This window comes from Caulifigura coniformis, assembly GCF_007745175.1.
Lineage (GTDB): Bacteria > Planctomycetota > Planctomycetia > Planctomycetales > Planctomycetaceae > Caulifigura > Caulifigura coniformis.
Genome location: NZ_CP036271.1, coordinates 707,616 through 726,009, shown reverse-complemented (window position 1 = coordinate 726,009; position 18,394 = coordinate 707,616). Strand labels below are relative to the sequence as shown.

14 protein-coding genes are annotated in these 18,394 nt (G+C 63.7%); 8 read left to right on the top strand and 6 right to left on the bottom strand.

The features are described 5' to 3' along the window. Positions 1-53 precede the first annotated feature (53 nt). The gene (gene trmB / locus Pan44_RS02900; RefSeq protein ID WP_145027066.1) at positions 54-692 is read left to right on the top strand and encodes a tRNA (guanosine(46)-N7)-methyltransferase TrmB; all 639 of its coding nucleotides are present in this window, start codon (positions 54-56) and stop codon (positions 690-692) included. A 17-nt stretch (positions 693-709) separates the two neighbouring features. Here the strand turns inward: trmB and Pan44_RS02895 are convergent, their stop codons facing one another. After that, complete coding sequence (locus Pan44_RS02895; RefSeq protein WP_145027063.1) at positions 710-1,129, bottom strand: hypothetical protein; 420 nt, start codon at positions 1,127-1,129, stop codon at positions 710-712. Between the two features lie 92 nt (positions 1,130-1,221). Between Pan44_RS02895 and Pan44_RS02890 the strand changes: the two genes are divergently transcribed. The 6 genes from Pan44_RS02890 to Pan44_RS02865 all read left to right on the top strand — a co-directional run bounded on the left by Pan44_RS02890 (position 1,222) and on the right by Pan44_RS02865 (position 11,790). Then, positions 1,222-1,794, top strand: coding sequence for an RNA polymerase sigma factor (locus tag Pan44_RS02890; RefSeq protein WP_197453788.1), 573 nt, complete (start codon positions 1,222-1,224; stop codon positions 1,792-1,794). Next, positions 1,791-2,486, top strand: a complete 696-nt coding sequence (locus Pan44_RS02885) for a hypothetical protein (RefSeq protein WP_145027059.1) — start codon at positions 1,791-1,793, stop codon at positions 2,484-2,486. Before Pan44_RS02890 ends, Pan44_RS02885 begins: the two co-directional genes overlap by 4 nt. A gap of 88 nt (positions 2,487-2,574) precedes the next feature. Next, positions 2,575-3,579, top strand: coding sequence for a PDZ domain-containing protein (locus tag Pan44_RS02880; protein ID WP_145027057.1), 1,005 nt, complete (start codon positions 2,575-2,577; stop codon positions 3,577-3,579). Between the two features lie 238 nt (positions 3,580-3,817). After that, positions 3,818-4,921 carry an HD domain-containing protein gene (locus Pan44_RS02875; protein ID WP_197453787.1) on the top strand — a complete coding sequence of 368 codons (1,104 nt, stop codon included), beginning with the start codon at positions 3,818-3,820 and terminating at the stop codon, positions 4,919-4,921. A gap of 202 nt (positions 4,922-5,123) precedes the next feature. Further along, the gene (locus tag Pan44_RS02870) at positions 5,124-9,428 is read left to right on the top strand and encodes an outer membrane protein assembly factor BamB family protein (RefSeq protein WP_197453786.1); all 4,305 of its coding nucleotides are present in this window, start codon (positions 5,124-5,126) and stop codon (positions 9,426-9,428) included. A gap of 184 nt (positions 9,429-9,612) precedes the next feature. Beyond that, positions 9,613-11,790, top strand: a complete 2,178-nt coding sequence (locus Pan44_RS02865) for an alpha-amylase/4-alpha-glucanotransferase domain-containing protein (RefSeq protein ID WP_197453785.1) — start codon at positions 9,613-9,615, stop codon at positions 11,788-11,790. A 46-nt stretch (positions 11,791-11,836) separates the two neighbouring features. Here the strand turns inward: Pan44_RS02865 and Pan44_RS02860 are convergent, their stop codons facing one another. The 5 genes from Pan44_RS02860 to Pan44_RS02840 form a co-directional block, all read right to left on the bottom strand. Beyond that, positions 11,837-13,360, bottom strand: coding sequence for a sulfatase (locus Pan44_RS02860; RefSeq protein WP_145027049.1), 1,524 nt, complete (start codon positions 13,358-13,360; stop codon positions 11,837-11,839). Between the two features lie 386 nt (positions 13,361-13,746). After that, positions 13,747-14,634: a hypothetical protein gene (locus Pan44_RS02855; protein WP_145027047.1), complete on the bottom strand. Its 888-nt coding sequence runs from the start codon at positions 14,632-14,634 to the stop codon at positions 13,747-13,749. Between the two features lie 219 nt (positions 14,635-14,853). Next, entirely contained in the window at positions 14,854-15,126 is a 273-nt protein-coding gene (locus tag Pan44_RS02850; RefSeq protein WP_145027045.1) for a WXG100 family type VII secretion target, read from the bottom strand. Positions 15,127-15,211: 85 nt separating this feature from the next. Further along, positions 15,212-15,490 (bottom strand): hypothetical protein, encoded by a 279-nt coding sequence (locus tag Pan44_RS02845; protein WP_145027043.1) that lies wholly within the window; start codon positions 15,488-15,490, stop codon positions 15,212-15,214. A gap of 118 nt (positions 15,491-15,608) precedes the next feature. Then, complete coding sequence (locus Pan44_RS02840) at positions 15,609-17,114, bottom strand: sulfatase-like hydrolase/transferase (protein WP_145027041.1); 1,506 nt, start codon at positions 17,112-17,114, stop codon at positions 15,609-15,611. 121 nt (positions 17,115-17,235) lie between these two features. Here Pan44_RS02840 and Pan44_RS02835 point away from each other — a divergent pair, with 121 nt between their 5' ends. After that, the gene (locus Pan44_RS02835) at positions 17,236-18,384 is read left to right on the top strand and encodes a DmpA family aminopeptidase (protein WP_145027039.1); all 1,149 of its coding nucleotides are present in this window, start codon (positions 17,236-17,238) and stop codon (positions 18,382-18,384) included. The last annotated feature ends 10 nt before the right edge of the window (positions 18,385-18,394 follow it).

Here is an 18,394-nt window from a genome sequence, read left to right as displayed (position 1 = left end):
CCATAGGATGAAGGGTCCAGAATAGTTTGGCCCCGTAGTGTGCGTCACCCACGATGCGTCGTATTCCGCTGACTGACCTCTTTCCCTGGTTCCAGCCGCTGCATGGGTTCGTCGAGCAGCACGGCCGCATGGACTGGTCGAAATTCTTCGGCAACGACCACCCGGTCGAGATCGATGTCGGATGCGGCCGTGGCCTGTTCGTCTACACGGCCTCGCGTACCCGGCCAGGGACGAACTTCCTCGGGATCGAGCTCGAATTCAAAGAGGCCCGCCGTGGAGCGAAGCGCCTTCAGAAGCTGGAATCCCCCAACGGACGCATTATCGGCGGGGACGTTTTCCAGGCCTTCGAGAAAGTCCTCCCGCCGAATTCCGTCGATGCCATCCACGTCTACTTCCCCGACCCGTGGTGGAAGCGGCGGCATCGCTCTCGGCGAGTCTTCAACGACCGCTTCGTCAATCTCGCCGTCAACCTTCTCAAGCCCCGCGGCTACATCCATTCCTGGACCGACGTCGAGGAATACTTCGGCGTCATCTCGGCCCTGATGGACAACGATCCTCGGTTCGAAACCCTCACACCGCCCGACGAGCGCACACCGGAGAACGATCTCGACTACCACACCAGCTTCGAACGCAAGAAACGGAAGCTGGGACTGCCGATCCACCGCGGAATGTGGCGGCTGCGGGACGGCTGAGCGGGATTCGCCGGCGGCTACGACTTCAGCCGCCCGGCCGACGACTCGAAGAACCGCCGACGGCGAGGTTCGGCCTCGCCATCGACCTGCTTCGAGGCGTTCTCGAGATCGACAAGGTTCGCCTCGCAGAAGCGGCAGCCGATCTCGTGGATGTGGAACCGCACATAGTCGGCACGGGCCGGTTCCATCACCCCCATCAGGAATGCTCCGAGGTCGCTCCGCGTCGGGCAACTCAGTCGGCGACGACGCCAGATTTCACCAATCGTATGCCCCCCCTGGTCCCGTTCACGGATCAGTCCGGAGACCCGCTGCCGCAATGCGGCGGATTCCCGAAGCGCCGCTTCGACGGTCGCCGCGCGGCCGTCGGGAAGGAGTTCGTCGAGATAACCCGCCAGCTCGACGTCGGAGAACGGCTGCGGTTGAAGAGAATTGGCCATCGACTGAAATCGTGCTGAAATGTCCGGAAAACTTCCAGCCATTGAAGGATTCTGACCCGGGAACTGATGACTCTGGCGTTTTTCTGTCAGACATGGAACAACCCGCTCTCCTCGACGATTTGCCCGAGCAAGCCTCCCGGTTGTCCGTCAACTGGCCGGAGCAACTGAAGCGGCACGCCCCATGGCTCCGGACGGTGGTTCGCGGCCGGTTGGGCGGCTGGAACGACGTCGACGACGTGATGCAGGAACTCTCCGCCCGGGTTTTCGGCGCCGTGCGGCGCCCCATGATCGCCGATGAAGCCGCCCCCTGGCTGTATCGAATCACCATCAGGCTCTGCCTGACGAGGCGCCGATCGGACGGCCGACAAAGAAACTTCCTTCGTCGCTGGATGGCGGCGATGCACACAACGGGGCGGAACCCCACAACATTGCTCGAACATTTTGCCGAAGCGGAGCAGGCCGCCAGCCTGAGAGCCGCGATCGACCAACTCCCCCAGATCGAGCGGGACGTGTTCCTGCTCAAGCACGCCCATCACTGGACGTACCAGGCCATCGCCGACCACCTGGGCTGCACGTCCCATACTGTCGAACACCGTCTGCTGAAGGCCCGACGGCTCCTGCGGGGGCTGCTGCGGGGGCAGGATCCGGGAGAAGCGAACGAATGATGATGCCAATCAATGAACTGGAGCTTCAGCGGTGCGTGGATGGTGAACTCCCACCACTGGAACGACTCGCGTTTTTGGAACGAATCGAAGCAGCGCAGGACGGCTGGAAATCGCTCGCGCTGGCATTCCTCGAGAACCAGGATTTCGACGCATCGGCCGCAGAGTTTCGCAGCGGTACGCCGCTCAGGCAGCACCTCCCGGTGCTGAATGGGACCGGGCAGCGCCAGCGGTCGCGAGTCGGTGTGGTGCAATCACTGGCCGTCGCCGCTTCGATCTCTGCGGCGTTCTGGCTGGGTACGCGGACCGCTCGGCCCGCATCGGAGGGCCCCGATGCGGCTGCCCCGTTGATCGCAGCGCGGCCCGAGAAGGAGACATCCAATCGCACATTCGCAGATGCTGGCGCGCCGAGTTCCCCGGTCGGCTCGCCCGGTCGAGCGGTCCCCACGGCCGTCCTGAAGTTGCCGTTGACCGGTTCCGGGAGCGAAGACATCGCGATCCCCGTGTACGACCGGCAGGCCCTGGAAGACGGCCCGGAGATCGCTCTCTGGCCCACTGCCGACGAAGCCAATGCACTGGCCCAGGACGGCTACCGGGTGACGAGCGAACGGAATGTCCTTTCGATTCCACTTGAGGGCGGTGACATGGTGTTCGTGCCGGTTGAAGTGAGCGGAGTGAGTTACGCCGTGCAGTAGAGCCGACGTCCCGCACACTTTAGTTCGCGGGCTTGGAATCATTGTCAGTCTCAGAACCATCAAGAACGAATTCGACAGGGAGTCAGTCATGTTTCAATGGACCAGGCGATTCGCATGGACGCTTCCGATGATTGCCCAGGCCGCCCTGATGTCGCCGGCCGTCGCTCAGACGGATGAGGCGCTCGCAGAAGGTGACGATGAAGTCGTCGTGATTGCCAACGTCGATGGAGAAGTTCTCGACGGCGCCCCCGAAAAGGCGGAACCTCCGAAGCAGGAGAACGAGGGGCCGAAGGAGGGCAAATCCTTGAAGCTCCGGGTCGTGAAACCGGACGGTGCTCCAACCGAGAAGGGGGAGCGAATCGTGAAGGATGTCCTCAGGTTGAAAGAAGGTCCGCATCCCGCGGCGCGCGGCCAGGTCAAAGTCGTCTCTCCCGACGGGAAGTCATTTGAACTGATCACGGTGGACGGCGGGCTGATGACGCTGCGTCAGGGTGTTCGACCGCAGGGCGCGTTCACGTTCAGCGGGGATGTGCAATCGGGCGATGCGGAAGAACTGCAGACGCTGATTGGCAAACTGACAGAACGGATCAACGACAAAGCCGGTACGGAGCCACCGAAGTTTGTGATCGGAGTCCAGGTCGTCGAAGCTCCGGAAGTAGTGCTGTCGCAGATCGGCAAGCCCGAATCGAAGGCCGTGGTCGTCCAGTCCGTCGTCGAACAGAGTCCGGCCGCGAAGGCCGGCGTGCAGAAGTTCGACCTGATCCTCAAAGCGGCCGGCGAACCTGTCGGTTCGCCTGGAGAACTGACAAAAGTCGTGAAAGACGCCGACGGTCAGGAGATCGACCTGGAACTGGTCCGCAGCGGAAAAGCGCTGATGGTGCGTGTCGTTCCGAAGTCGAACGAGCAGGCAGATGCCCGGCGGCATGCGACTGATGCGACGATCTACTTCGGCCCGGCGATGATGGAACGCCGCCACTTTTTTGCGAATGAACCGGGCGCACAAGGCGGCGCCGTGCTCGAAGAGATCAAAGGCCTGCGGAAGGACGTCGAAGAACTGAAGAAGCTCGTCGAGGAGCTGAAAGCGACGAAGTGACGGGTGGGCCGGCGTGAAGGCCGACGAGGCCGCTTCCTCCCCCGGGGAAGCGGCCTTGTTCGGTTGATCGGATGGTCAAGCGTCATCCCGGATTCCTGCAACACGTTTTCGATCACGGTTCCCATCTTGAGACTGGAACAAGCTGCTCGTAGGATTCCATGAGCCTGACGCACGCCGGGATTTTCCAGGGAACGCGTTGCGGGCAGGCGTATCACGCCCATTGATGGGCGGCTTCGCGATGTCTCAAGACAAATTGCGGCAGCAGGTGGCGATCGAGGCGGCCCGCCTGATCTTTCGCCGGCAGGAACATGATCCATATCGAGCCACTCTGCGCGCGGCGCGGCACATGTTCCGGGGCTGGCTGAAACCCGATGAATTTCCATCGCCGGCCGAAATCCGGATGCATCTGCAACAGATGTCGTGGATGCACGAAGGCGATGTCCGCTTTGACAACAGGAGCCAGACGCTGCAGGCAGCCGCCGCTCTGATGCGGCGGCTCGAAGCCTGGCGTCCGCGACTGGTTGGCAGCGTCGTCGCCGGCGCGACGCGACATCACAGACATCTGCGCGTCATCGTCTTCTCCGATGATCCCGATGCGGTCGGACAGGCCATCGCATTTCAGCCGTTCGAACGGATCGACGGAGTTCACAGGCGAGGCGGCCAGGCGCGTCCGCGTACCCTGTTTCGCTATCGCGACGACTTTGAAACGCGAGTGGTGTGCTATCCCGAGGCACTGGCGAATCGGAAGCTGCGACACGTTTCGACGGGACGGCTCATCCCGGCCCTGTCCCTCCCCCGACTCGAGAAGCGGTTGTCACGAGTCGATCCCGACGGAGCCGCACGGGCGAGCGGTGACGAGTGCTTCAGCCCCAATCGATTCGACGTCTACCGCATGCTGCTCGCGCCCCTGGCCAGCGTGCAGCAGCGGAAGTCGAGTCACCCCGAGGGGGATGCGCTGTATCACAGCCTGCAGGTCTTCGAACTGGCCCGGCAGCAATCTCCCTATGATGAGGAGTTCCTGCTGGCCGCCCTGCTCCACGACGTTGGGAAGGCAATCGACCCGCTGGCCCATGTCGACGCGGCACTGTCGGCGCTGAAAGGGCATGTCACCGAGCGGACCGAATGGCTCATCGCCAATCACCATGACGCCCATCGTCTCCGCGAAGGCACGCTCGGCGCCAGGGCGAAGCGGCGGCTGCGGGAATCGCCCGACTACGAGGAGTTGATGACGCTGGCCCGCTGTGATGCCGCCGGCCGCGTCCCCGGCGGAACTGCTCCAGACATCGATACGGCCCTCGACTACATTCGAGGCGTCGCCCGGATGTGCGGCGACTCGGATTAGTGTCATTTCCGGCACCGGGTGGCGAGTGCGGATGTCAGATTCATGGAGACCGACGCCCGGGCGTCGCGGAAGCCCGGCGATATCCAGTTGCGGTCGTGTTTGGCGAATTCTCGTCCTGGGTGGGCTGCTCGCTTCAGGGACGGTCGCGCATGCGCAGAACGATCCGGTTGGCCAGTTTTTCAGGAACCTGTTTGGCGCCGGCTTGCAGGAACCCCGAAAGCTCGACCTTATCGACCGCCACGCAGCGGCCGCTTCGCGGGAAATCACGCGCAGCTTCGAACTCTGCGACTCGTTGATCGCCAGTCGGCAGTGGGCGCAGGTGATCCAGCGGCTGCAGTACATCGTCGATCTGCCTGAAGACGCCCTGGTCCAGAAAGGACCTGGCTGGGTATCGGCCAAACGGCTCGCCGAAGAAAGGCTGCTCGCGCTTCCCGAAGAGGGCCATCGGCTCTACCAGAACCAGTACGCGGCCGTGGCGAGTGAGGAACTGGCCACCGCGCACGCCAACGGAGACTTCGCAGCACTTTGCCTGGTCGCGTCGCGGTTCCGCTCGACACCCGCAGGGCAACAGGCCGCGGACGAAGCAGCCATGCTGCTGGCCGATGCAGGAGACCTGGTCGCAGCGGCGCAGTGGTCTCGGGAACTCGAGCATGATGGCGCCGAAGGAACCACGACCCCGGAATGGAAAAGCCGATCGGAGGCCATTCTCGAAAAGCTCGTGCCGGCAAGGGACTTTCCCAGGCTCTCTTCGGCAAACTGGACGGAGGTCTACGGCGGTCCCGGCCGCTGGAATTCAGTCGCCGGAGATCAGCCGCTCCTGCTGGAAGAATGGTCGTCAATGGCCTCACAGGTTCCGCTGCTCCAGGAGGAAGTGGAACTGCGGCAGGAGGACCTGTTCGCGGCCGGACACCGCCCGATCCCCGTTGCGAATGTGGTCGCCGCCGGCGACCTGATGGCCGTCCGCTCCCTCGGAGGTGTCGAGGCCCGTGAAGCGGCGACAGGCCGGCTGCTCTGGAGAACGCGAGGACGGAACACGGCCGAAGCGGTGCTGACGCGGGAAGGAACGACGCCTGGAGCCTCGGCGCTGACGCTCGGGCCGGCCGACAACCACGAAGGCCACCCCCTGTCGAGCTTCTTCTACCGTGACGCGGCTCTTGGTCAGATCTCGACCGACGGACAGAGAGTGTTCGTGATCGGACGAAAGTCGGCCCTGCTGATGAACACGTTCGATCTGTACGGGAGCACCGACTCCGAACGGCGCGAGGACCAGGCGTTCAACACGGTCGTCGCGCTCGATTTCACCACCGGCCGGACGCTGTGGACCACCGGGGGATCGAGCCAGGATGCCCCCTTTGAGTCGCCGCTGTCTGGCGTGTACTTCTTCGGGCCGCCAACCGTCGATGGGACCGAGCTGTTTGTAATCGGGGCGGCCGGAGCCGATATCAACCTGTACTGCCTCGAAGCGTCGACGGGCCTTCCAAAATGGAAGCAGCTGATCGCGGAGTACGACACCACAAGAATCGAAGAAGACTTCGTGCGGCAGATGTGGGCCTGCACACCGGCCGTCAGCCAGGGGCTGATTTATTGCCCGACAAACGCGGGATGGCTCGTCGCGGTCGACCGCCATCGGCGGCGGCTCGCCTGGGCCACGCGCTACGCGACGTCTGAAGTCAGCGACCGGTATCAACCTCAATACTCATTGTCGCAGATCAATGAACGGTGGGCTCAGACGGCGCCCATCCTCTCCGGCGGCGAACTGGTTTTCGCGCCGCCCGAACTGCCCGATGAGCCGATGCAGACCGAGCCGCACCTGTACCGCATCGACGCGATGACCGGGCGGGTCAAGTTCCGTCGCGGAAAAGCAGAATCGATCGCGGTCGGAGGCGTCTACGGCGAAACGGTCGTCGTCCTCGGAAAGCAGGGACTCGAAGGCTGGCCTCCGCTCGATCGATGGAGCACCCGGTGGTCGACCCCTTACCCCGCCGGGCTGACTCCCTGCGGACTCGGCGTCGCCATCAACGGCGTCTACTGGCTGCCGTTCCTCGAAGGGGCCGTTGTCGGATTTCGTCTTACCGACGGCGGCATCGAGGAAGTTCTCCGGAACGACGCCCTGGCCGGTCGTCTGGGAAATCTGAGTGTCCATGGGAATCGTGTGTTCGCATCCGGTCCGACCGGAGTCGTCGGTCTCTGGCAGAAGGCGCCTTTTGAAACCCAACTGAACGACCGTCTGGCCCGAAACCCACGTGACCTCGAAGGCCGCATTCGCAAGGCGCGAGGCCTCGTAAGCGACCAGCGATTCGAGCAGGCGCTGATGGAGATTGGCTCGGCCGACCTGCTGTCAGCCGGCGCAGGCCCACTCGCGGCCGAGGCGCGGGCGTTGCAATGGAAATGCCTCACCAACCTGCTCGCCGGACCGAAGGCCGACGATGAGCAGGCATGGACACAACTGGAAAAACTGGGCGATTCGCCCGAGCAGAAGCAACTTGTCGAGCGAATGAGGATCGACGACTCCATTGGACGTCTCCGATGGCACGATGCGCTCGATCGCTGTTGGCGAATGACAGAGTCTCCGTCCGGGGTGATTGAAGACGGAGGGCTGAGCGTTCGGGGTGATATCTGGTTGTCGGGGCGGTTGCTGGAGATCTCGAATCACGCGCCGGAGCAAGTCCAGGCGCAGCTCACGAATCTGATCACAGTCCGGACGAGCATCGACGCCGAGAAACTCGACGTCGACGGGCCGAGGACAGAGAGGCTGATCGGGTTCCATCCTTTGGGGCGGGCACTTTCGCTTCGGCTCGCATTGGCGGACGCGGACCGCAATGAGCTGGCGCTCGCGGAAATGAGATTGTCGGCATTGTCGCTCGCGCCAGAACCCGGAATCGCGGCCGCCGCGTCCACACGACTGGCGGATCTCTACGCCGACTGCAGCTTTCCGCGCGACGCTGCGCGGATGTTGAAGATCGCCGCCGGGCTTGATCGAGCCACTCCCCTGGCCGATAGAACGATGCTCGGCGCCTGGCTCGATGCCAGGAAAGGCACAACGGCCGAGAACGGACGTCGCTCGCCAACGTCGGGCTGGAGTCTCACGGGGGGACAGGTCGTCCGACTGGGCGCGGAACGGGACCACGAGACGGGCAGATCGGTCTGGGTGCGCGGACGGCCGGCCGAATGGATGGCGGAGAAGCGGTTCGAGTTTGCCGGAAGCTGGTCCGGATTGTCGATGATCGATTGCGCCACGCATCGAAGTGAGTGGTCGATGCCGCTGGCGTCGAACGGAATTGCCTTCGAGGAATGGGCGCCGGACGGAACGGCCGGAGGCAGCGTGCTGGCGATCTGTTCGAGAGGGGTGCTCCATGTCTGCTCGCCGCATGACCGGCGGATGCTCTGGAGCTGGCCTCTGCCCCAGCGGTTCTCCTCGCCGGTCGCATATGGCTGGGCGGAGGAGCAGGTCAGCAATCAGCCCGTCCGGTCACTTGCGACGGCCGTCACCGAATTCCAGTCGAACATCGGAAGCCTGCGTGAAGGTCCCCTGATGGCGATTGCCGGCGGCCGACTCTCGCTGCTCGGTCAGCGGGAACTCGTGGTGTTCGACCTTCGAACGGGCGAGGAACTCTGGCGTCGCGACGGGATGGCCGGCTCGGCCGCGCTGGTGATGGACGAGGAATCAGTTTGTGTCTCGGCGACGACCACCGGAGGGTCGGCGGCCTTCCGCCTGCAGGACGGGAAGAGAATTGCGACCGACTCACTGGCGACCGTTCTCAAACGGACGTTCGCCGTGGAAGGCGACACTGTGCTGACGCGGCAGGGATTGCCGAGACCCTTCTCAACCCAGGTGCGAATCGTTTCTGAAAGGCCGGCCTCCGGCAAAGTGGTCTGGAGCCAGGTCCTGAGCGACGAGGTCATGATTCATCACCTCCCCGGCCGTGAGCTGGCAGGAATCGAGCCCTCGGGGGAAGTGTTCGTGATCGATGTCGACACCGGTGTGCGAACCGACGTCGGCCGTCTGACCGGCGCCAACGGCAGCCCCCGGCGGGAGATGCACGTCCTTGCCGATGCAGATCGTGTTTACGTGGCCGTGGAGCGCAACCCCTCCTATGAATTCACGCATGTTTCCGTTCCGAACATCATGCTGAATGGCGACCTGTATGCGTTCGACCGGCGGGAGCGTCGCTTGGTCTGGAAGGAACAGGTCCGCGACACCTCGCTGCTGACGGCTCGGTTTGCCGACTCGCCAGTGGTCATCCTGGCTGAGCATTCCGTGCCCGAGCGCCGACGGAAGGTCCTCGATGCCCTGAACCTTCCCGAACTCAAGCTGATCGTTCTCGACAAGCGGAACGGAGCCCGCCTGATCGAATGGGCCGGAGTGACCCAGCACGGCAGCCCGGCAGCCCTCCTCCTCGAGCCGGCGAAGCAGCGGATCGACCTGTTTCTGAACCACTACGGCCAGAACTTCAATCACCGACTGCGGCTTCAGTTCGGTGCGCTGACGACCACGACGCGCCCCTGATGGGGGAGCGCCAGAGCTCCTCCCGGTTCACAATGGGCAAGCTGGACCACGCGAAATCCGCCGGAAGCCGGGGATGGAGCAAGGCGTCCGCAAGACTATCTTTAGTGGGTCGTCAAAAACTGTTATCACGCAGTCACAGGCGACTTTGCGCCCATCGGGGAGTCGCCGCCTTTGGGAGTTTCGCGTGCATTCGCCGGTCCGCCTTGTTCTCGCTCTGCATAACCACCAGCCGGTGGGGAACTTCGACGGCGTGTTCGAAGGGGCTTACCAGGACAGCTACCGCCCGTTCCTGGATGTTCTGGCCGATTACCCTGAACTGAAGATCTCGCTGCATACCTCTGGCAGCCTGCTGGAATGGCTCGTTGACCATCATCCCGAGTATATCGACCGGCTGAAGGAGTTCGTCGCGCGAGAACAGGTCGAGATCCTTGGCGGCCCCTTCTACGAACCGATCCTGGCGTGCATTCCCCGCCGCGACCGCATCGGCCAGATCCGCTCCTATTCCCGCTACCTCGAACAGCTCTTCGGACAGACGGTCCGCGGGATGTGGGTTCCGGAACGAGTCTGGGAACAGACCTTCGCCGGCGACATCACGGATGCCGGAATCGAATACACCCTTGTTGACGATTTCCACTTCCGTGGCGCGGGCATTCCGCCCGAGAAACTCCACGGCTACTACTTCACGGAAGACGAAGGCCGACTGCTCAAGATGTTCCCCGGCAGCGAGACGCTCCGGTACACGATTCCCTTCCAGGACCCGTGGAGAACGATCGACCACCTGCGTCACGTCGGCGGGCAGACTCCGAACGCGGTCGTTGTTTTCGGAGACGACGGCGAAAAGTTTGGAACCTGGCCCGGCACGAAGGATCACGTCTACCGGGACGGATGGCTGCGGCGGTTCTTCGACGTGCTCCGCGAGAATCAGGGCTGGCTGAAGACGACCACGCTCGGTGAATCGGTCGACAACGTCCCGCCGCTGGGACGTGTCTATCTTCCCGACAGCAGTTACCGAGAAATGACCGAGTGGTGCCTCCCTGCCGAAGGCCAGCTCGTCTACGAGGGCCTCGTTCATCGGTATGAACACGATGAAGCGTGGCCACAGCTCAAGCAGTATGTCCGGGCCGGCTTCTGGCGAAACTTCCTAGTGAAGTATCCCGAGAGCAACGAGATGTACTGCCGCATGCGCGAAGTCAGCGCACGGCTCGAATCGGCTCAGATGACCCCCGCTGCGCAGCAGAATCCCGCCCTGCTCCACCTCGCTCGCACCGAGCTCTACCGCGCCCAGTGCAACTGCCCCTACTGGCATGGCGCGTTCGGCGGCCTGTATCTGCCGCATCTGCGAAACGCGATCTACAAGCATCTCATCTCGGCCGACACGGCGCTCTCACAGCTGGAAGGTCACTCAGGCCGCTGGGCCAGTCGCGAGATTGCGGACTTCAATCTCGATGCCCGGCAGGAGATCAAGATCGCCAGCGATCGTCTGGCCGCCTATATCGCTCCGGCCCGCGGCGGACACATCTACGAACTCGATGTTCGCGCCGCGCGCGTCAACCTGGCGGCAACCCTCAATCGCCGCCCCGAGGCCTATCACAAGAAAGTGCTCGCCGGATCCAACGGCGACACCGGCGGCGCCGTCAGTATCCACGACCTGGTCACCTTCAAGCAGCCCGATCTTGACAAGCGTCTGAGCTACGATGCCTGGCCGCGGAAAACGCTCGTCGACCATTTCCTGCGTCCGGGCCTCAGCCTCGACGAGTTCCAGCGCAGTCACGGAGAAATCGGCGATTTCGTCGTCGGCGTCTACGAATCGGTCGTTCGCCGCAACGACAAGCGGATCGAAGTCGAGATGACCCGCACCGGGCAGGCCGGAGACCAGCGGGTCACGGTCACGAAAACGGTGTCGCTCGATGCCAATGCGGGCGGACAGCTGGAGATCCGGTACGACCTGTCGGACCTGCCGCCGGGCCAGCCGTTCCATTTCGGTGTCGAACTGAACTTTGCGGCAATGGCCGCGGGCGCCGATGACCGCTACTTCTACGATGGAGCCGGACGTCAGATCGGTCGGCTGGAAAGCATTCACCAGCTGGAATCCGCGGAGCGAATCGGCCTGGTTGATGAATGGCTGGGACTCGACGTTTCACTCGACCTGTCGCAGTTCGGGGGGATCTGGACGTTCCCGATCCAGACGGTGAGCCAGTCGGAAGGCGGGTTTGAACTGGTCCACCAGAGCTGCGCCGTCGTTCCGCACTGGGAGTTCGTGGCCGACGAAAGCGGCAAGTGGTCAGTCCGGATCGACCTGTCGATCGACACATCGGCCGCCCAGGCGAAGCAGCTGGCCGAGTCGAAGCCGGCCATGGTCTGACCCGCGGACGTCGTCCGCGGGTCATCATCACACGCCAGAAGAATGCTCACGGATCGACCAGGAGCGGCGGCCACAACGGGCCTTCGTTCAAGGTTGGCATCGTCCCGGAGGGCGGAAAGCTGGCCTTGGCCGCTTCGCGGAGCGTTTTGGAAAGCTCCTCGATCGTCTTCGCGTGCTCCGAGCGCTCGGCGAGGTTCGTCAGCTCTTTCGGATCGGCTTCGTGGTCGTAGAGTTCACGCCCCTGATGGCCTTCATCCCATTCGGTGTAGCGCCAGCGCGGGGTGCGGAGGCTGTAGCCGAAGAATCGTTTTCCATCCGCGCCGACGTTCGTTGCCACTGACGCGCGGTTCCTTCCGCCGCCGCGCATCACCTGGGTCAGCGCCCAGCCGCGTCCAGTTGCCGAGGGATCCTTCAGCATCGGGGCGAGGCTCTGCCCCTGGATGTTCGACGGCGGGGTCACTCCGCAGAGTTCGGCGAGCGTCGGAAAAAGGTCGAGATGCGAGACCGGACTTTTCGCAATGCTCCCCTTCTTCGCGCCAGGCGCGACGATGAGCAGCGGCACCCGGGCGCTTTCTTCGAAGATGCTCATCTTCTGCCACAGGCCGTGTTCGCCCATGTGATAACCGTGGTCGCTCGTGAAGACGATGATGGTGTTGTCCGACAGCCCGAGTCGGTCGAGCGAGTCGACGACCTTGCCGACCTGAGCGTCCATGAAGCTGATGCTCGCGTTGTAAGCCTGCCGCGTTTCACGCCGCAGATCGTCCGTCAGCTTGTCCTGTTCTTTCTTGTAGCTCCCCAGTCCGGCGGGCGGGATGTCGGCCTGGTCTTCCTTCACTCCCTGGACGACCGGCATCGACGCCGCGGGATGCATGTCGAAGTATTTCTTGGGGGCGACGTAGGGCGTATGCGGCCTGAAGAAGCCGACAGCCAGGAAGAAGGGCCGGTCCGTTTTCTTTGCGCACCGTTCGAGTACCCACTGGGCGTCTTCGGCCTCGAGGCCGTCGGTGTGCTTTTCGTCGGGCTGCGGTGAGGCGTACCAGCTCAGCGTGCCTCCGAACTGTTTCGGAGTCAGCGAGAAGATGTGCGGATGCTCATCGAGGCGGTCGACGCCGGCCGGATTGAGTTCGAGTTCCCATGATCCCGGGTCGTCATGGCCATTGGTGCCGATCGAATTGGGGACGTTGTAGTGGTAGAGCTTGCCGATGCGGCCGGCGAAGTAGCCTGCCTGCCGGAAGGCCTGCGGCATGCTGAGTTGGTTGGGGATCGTCTGCCGGAAGATCTGCGAGTTCTGGATGATGCCGGTGCTGTTGGGATAGAGCCCGGTGAGCAGCGAGTTGCGACTGGGGCCACAGAGCGGGAAGGTGCAGTAGGCCTTGTCGAAGAGGACGCCGCGCGCGGCGAGCCGGTCGAGGTTGGGTGTTTTCGCGAGCGGGTCGCCGTAGCAGCCGAGGAGGTTGTTGAGGTCGTCAGAGATGATGAACAGGACGTTGGGGCGCTTGCCGTCTGCGGCCGGGGCCATGGCCGTGAGCAGGCACCATAGAGCCAGCACGAAGAGCGATCGATTCGTCATGGGTGGTTCGCTTGCGGAGAGAGGGAAGGATGGCCGAGGTGGGGCCATTCTCCGCAACCGACGTGCGGCGGTTCAAGGAGAGCGAGGAGGACACGTATGCGTGCGATGCCGCATTCTTGCCGTTCCTCCCCTGGACTTTTCAGCGGTGCCCCCGGTGCCGTGTTCCGCAGTCGACGCCTCGGTCGCGCAGCCCGCTCTGCATCCCCATGTTGGTGGCCGTCGGGAAACTGAGACTGTCCGCTCGCATGAGTTCCCCTCCACTCTCACGGAAGGGGTTGCGCGCTGTCGCAGTCGACGCCGCCCCGATCACGATCGGAGGCCAGCAACGGCCCGGTGGAAGAAGTCGAGATTGCCTGAGCCATCCCGGCTGATTCGGTTCGGCCGAATCAGTTGGCCTGGGGACGCGTGCTGGCGGCGGTTTCGGTTCCAGCGGACATCGCCTCAATCGCCTGCCTGTTCTCGGCGAGAACTCGTTCGAGGCGGGCGTAGTGATCGCTGAGGCTCCGGCGGAGGGCATCGACATCCTTCAGAACCGCATTCCGCTCCGCTTCCTCGACGCGAATGGTGTCGACGAGGCCGCTGACGATTTCCCGGTCGGCAGTCTGCGGGGCGGCCGGATCTCCATTCAGCTCGGCCAGCCGGCGATCGAGCGTCTTCTGCGACGCAGCGATGTGGTTGTCCTGGATCTGCAGCTTGGCGGTCTCGTTGATGACGATCTGGTCGGCGATCGACTGATTCGTCACGAGATCGTGGAAGATCGCCCGGACTCCGGGAGGAATGCGCTCGCGGACCCGGAACTCGCCGTCGACCGGCCACGACTCGAGTTCCTGCGGATAAGGCCGGCGATTCAGGCGGACGACCGACTGCTGCTGAGCTCCGGGGGAGACGATGAACTCACCGAGGAAGCGGGACGTTCCGGCCGGATCAAGGTGGAAAATATAGACCGGCTGGTCGCCACGATTGGGCGGCTGGATACCGAAGCCCTGCGGAGCACCGATATTCAGCAGGATGGCGCCGATCATCTTGTCGGTCTGGCCCTTGGTGGTCCACTGACGCCCCCATTCCGACATGAGGCGGTCGAGTTCATCCACTTCCTTGCCGCGGGTGATCTTGAGCGACGCGATCTGCTTGATGTTGTCGTCGCGTTTCTTCTTTTCGGCGACGATGGTCTCGGCGATCGCGTTCCGCTTCTTCGCCACCTGCGTGGTGAGATAGGCGCCGCCCATCCCCAGCAGGAGAGCGAGAACGAGGCAGACCTTGGAGAGCGTATGCATATTCGATTCAGTGCCAGCGACGCCGCGTGACGGTGGGCCGGTCGGCCGGGACATTCAGTCTGACAGACGTTTCGACCAGCAGCCAGCAGGAAACCACGCGGGCGCACCGGTCCTTGGGAGGGATCGGAATCAGCCGGTGGTGAACCGCAGCCAATCCCGGCGGTCCCTGAAATCGACGGCGGGGCGCCGTCGGGAGGAAGCGTCAGGAGAGTTGTGCGGTCAGCGCTGCTGCAGGTACTCGTCGATCCGCTCCGCCTTGCGCAGGAGGTAGGGGATGTGACGATTATTCGCTTCGACGAACTGGGCCAGAAGCCGCAGGTGCTCGTGGAAATCTTCCGTGAACTTGCGGTTCTCCTGGTCGCGCCAGCTGGAGCCGAGCGCCTCGAGCTGGGTGGCCAGCATGGCCGCCTGGTCGGTGAGGACGGTGTTGAACTGCTTGAGCCTCTGGGCAAAAGCCCTCAGCTCCTGGGGATTCACGATCGCTTGCGACATCTTCAAAACCTGTTGGCGGGCCTGGGCGCAAATCGACGGGCATGACCGGCGCCGGCCTGCCGCGGGGAGTGGGGGGAGCTCCCCGTCAGGGGTCGAATGAGGCGCCGGTCTGCGCCTTGCGGAGCCAGTCGCCCGGGAGCGTTTCGCCGGGCCTGCAAGTATCACCCGTTCGACTGGCGTCGGAGGTGCGGACAGAGTCGGACGACGGGACTTCGCGCAGGAGCGACGTGGGAATCAACACTTCCCCCATGGCGCCGTTCTCAGAACTCCACAGGCAGCGCGTGTTCTGGGCTTCGGCGCCCAGGACGAGCAGGATCTTTCCTCGAAACTGCGGCACCTGCACGAGTGTTCCAGGACTGAACATGGAAGTCCCCTTTCTGAACTATCGACGCCCGAAAATGTCACGTCGGAAACTCGCCCTCAATTGGAAACCTGTCGCCACCTTTCGCGCGACCGTCCGTGTCACGTGTGGCCGGCGCAACTCATCGCTGCATCCGCCAGAGGTCCATTGCCTTCTCGAAGTCGCGCAGTAATGGATCATTCGTCTTCTGCATGTGATCGATCAAGAGGGAGGCCAGTCGCTCGATCTCAGATTTCTGCCGAGGATCGTCGATCAGGTTGGTCCGCTCGTCGGGATCGGCCGCTTCATCAAAGAACATCAGTGGCTCGCCGACCCGATACTGGGCGACGCGGGCGGCGATGCGGGCATCGCTCTCGGCAGCTTTCTCCAGGGCCTTGAAAGTCAGGCCGTTCATCGCCTCCACCTTGAACTTCGGTTCGCCCGTGGTCCAGGCGTGGAACAGGAGCGCGTGGCCGCGAGTGCGGATGCAGCGCTGGGCCTGGTTAGCCCCGCTGGAGGTCGTGTTCACATGGGTGACGACAAAGTCACGATCGGGTTGCGTTTGCCCGTTCAGCAGGCTGACAAGGGAGCGTCCATTCAGGCCCGCGGGGGGTGCGAACTTCAGGAGTTCCAGGAGCGTCGGGAGAATATCGACGCTGGAGACAAACTCCTGCCGGACCTGGGGGATCGCCGTCCCTGGAATGCGCAGGAGCAGGGGCGACCACGTCCCGTTGCGATAGACGGTGGCCTTGCTGAAGGGCATCGAGATCCCGTGATCGGACATGAACAGGACGATGGTGTCGTCCTCGTGCCCCGACTCCCTGAGGGCGCCCATGATGACGCCGAAACTGGCATCGAGCCGGGCGACGGCGGTTTCGTACTGGGCGGTCTCGGTGCGAATGTCGGGGAGGTTCTCAAGGAAGCGGGGAGTCCGAACTTCCTTGTCGGTCAGCACCCGGGTGTTGATCGATTCCGGGCTGGCGCTCCCGGCAGCCTTGCCGGCGCGCTGTCCCTGGCGCACCCGGGGGGAACGTTTGGCGCCGGCTTCGCCGTCGACCTCGTTGTCTTCGGCCGCACGACGACCGGCACGGCGACTGTTCTCCTGGGCGCTGCCGGGGAAGGCGCGATGCGGATCGGTAATGTTCGCATTGATAAAAAACGGCTTGCCCGACTCTTTCGCAGCCGCGAGCATCTCCTCCATGTGCTGCTTCCGCAGCGGCGGGTTCTTTCCGCTCCCCTGCAGCTTCATGTCCCACGGGAAGACGCTTTCGGGCTGCATGTGCGCGTGCTTGTCGATCACGCCGGTGAAGTAGCCCTGCGTCTGCAGGATCTTGACAAGGCTGGGAACGCCTTCATTCACCGGATCGAAACCGAGCGCGCCGCTGGCATGGGGAACGCGGCCGGTCATGAGGGCCGAGCGCGAGGGCTGGCAGATCGGCGCGGTGACGTGATGGTTGATGAACTGGTTGGCCGTAATCGAGAAGGCGTCAAGGTGGGGGGTGGTCCTGAGGGGGTTGCCCATCCACCCGGGGGAATCGCCGTTCATGTCGTCGGCGGTAATGATCAGCAGGTTGAGCGGCTTGTCCTGCGCCACCGCGGTGGCGGCGAGGAGCGCGAACAGTGCAACGAGGGGCAGCAGGCGTTTCATGGCATCCCGTTCCGTCGAGAGGGTCAGCCTGCATTATGCCTCGCAGGTTTGGTGAGTGGGTAGTGGATCGGCCAGCGGGGGGTGATTTGAATGGCAGCGGAACGCTCGCGAGACTGGCGGAATGAACACCTCCTGCCTGCTCTTGATCGCATCCCTGTCCGTCTGTCAGTCGCCGGTGGTCCCAGAGGCCCGGCCTCGGGCGCGCGAGCTGGGCATTGCTCCAGGGGTCTTCCAGCCGGGGCCGCTCAATGCGATCACAGATGTCGCCGGGGTGCGTGTCGGCCAGGTGACGTTGATCGAAGGCGACGCCGTTCGCACGGGCGTCACGGCCATCCTTCCGCACGATGGAAACCTGTTCCAGTCGAAAGTTCCTGCGGCGGTTTTCATCGGCAACGCCTTTGGCAAGCTGGCCGGCTCGACGCAGGTCGAGGAACTGGGGACGCTCGAATCGCCGATCGTCCTGACGAACACGCTGGCCGTGGGAGTGGCGGTGGATGCGGTCGTGCGCTGGACGATGAAGCAGCCGGGAAACGAAAACGTCCGGAGCGTGAACGCGCTGGTCGGAGAAACGAACGACGGAGGGCTGAACGACATCCGCTCGCTCCCCGTCACGACGGAAAAGGTTCTGGCGGCGATCGAAACAGCGAAGCCGGGCCCCGTTGATGAAGGCTGCGTCGGAGCGGGGACAGGTTGCGAGGCCTTCGGCTGGAAAGGAGGCATCGGCAGTTCGTCGCGTCGCATTCCGGAGCGGTTCGGGAGCTACACAGTCGGCGTGCTGGTTCAGGCGAACTATGGCGGCGTACTGACGATGGGGGGGGTGAACATCGGCAGGGAACTGAAGCGACATGCGTTCCAGGTGACGGCAACTGGATCGGCAACCGCGAACCACGGCGATGGCTCATGCATGATCGTCGTGGCGACTGATGCCCCCCTGGACTCCTCAGGCCTCAAGCGGCTGGCGGCACGGGCGTTGTTCGGCCTGGCCCGGACGGGCTCCTCCTTCTCAAACGGCAGCGGCGATTTTGCGATCGCGTTCAGCGCGGATCCGGCCCTGCGGATCGCCCATGGCACAACGGGACCGCAGACGCGCGCCGTGCTGCCGACGGACGATCTGTCCCCGCTGTTCCAGGCGGCTTTGGAGGCGACGGAAGAGGCCGTCGACAACGCGCTGCTCAAGGCGACGACGATGACGGGACGTCGTGGCCGCACTGTGGAGGCACTGCCGGTGGAGCGACTGAAGGAACTACTGCGGACCGAGGCCGGGAAGTAGGGCGAAGACG

Excerpts from the sequence above, each read along its gene's own strand:
- trmB (WP_145027066.1), top strand. The coding sequence starts at position 54 with ATGCGTCGTATTCCGCTGACTGACCTCTTTCCCTGGTTCCAGCCGCTG.
- Pan44_RS02895 (WP_145027063.1), bottom strand. The coding sequence starts at position 1,129 with ATGGCCAATTCTCTTCAACCGCAGCCGTTCTCCGACGTCGAGCTGGCG.
- Pan44_RS02890 (WP_197453788.1), top strand. The coding sequence starts at position 1,222 with ATGGAACAACCCGCTCTCCTCGACGATTTGCCCGAGCAAGCCTCCCGG.
- Pan44_RS02885 (WP_145027059.1), top strand. The coding sequence starts at position 1,791 with ATGATGATGCCAATCAATGAACTGGAGCTTCAGCGGTGCGTGGATGGT.
- Pan44_RS02880 (WP_145027057.1), top strand. The coding sequence starts at position 2,575 with ATGTTTCAATGGACCAGGCGATTCGCATGGACGCTTCCGATGATTGCC.
- Pan44_RS02875 (WP_197453787.1), top strand. The coding sequence starts at position 3,818 with ATGTCTCAAGACAAATTGCGGCAGCAGGTGGCGATCGAGGCGGCCCGC.
- Pan44_RS02860 (WP_145027049.1), bottom strand. The coding sequence starts at position 13,360 with ATGACGAATCGATCGCTCTTCGTGCTGGCTCTATGGTGCCTGCTCACG.
- Pan44_RS02855 (WP_145027047.1), bottom strand. The coding sequence starts at position 14,634 with ATGCATACGCTCTCCAAGGTCTGCCTCGTTCTCGCTCTCCTGCTGGGG.
- Pan44_RS02850 (WP_145027045.1), bottom strand. The coding sequence starts at position 15,126 with ATGTCGCAAGCGATCGTGAATCCCCAGGAGCTGAGGGCTTTTGCCCAG.
- Pan44_RS02845 (WP_145027043.1), bottom strand. The coding sequence starts at position 15,490 with ATGTTCAGTCCTGGAACACTCGTGCAGGTGCCGCAGTTTCGAGGAAAG.
- Pan44_RS02840 (WP_145027041.1), bottom strand. The coding sequence starts at position 17,114 with ATGAAACGCCTGCTGCCCCTCGTTGCACTGTTCGCGCTCCTCGCCGCC.
- Pan44_RS02835 (WP_145027039.1), top strand. The coding sequence starts at position 17,236 with ATGAACACCTCCTGCCTGCTCTTGATCGCATCCCTGTCCGTCTGTCAG.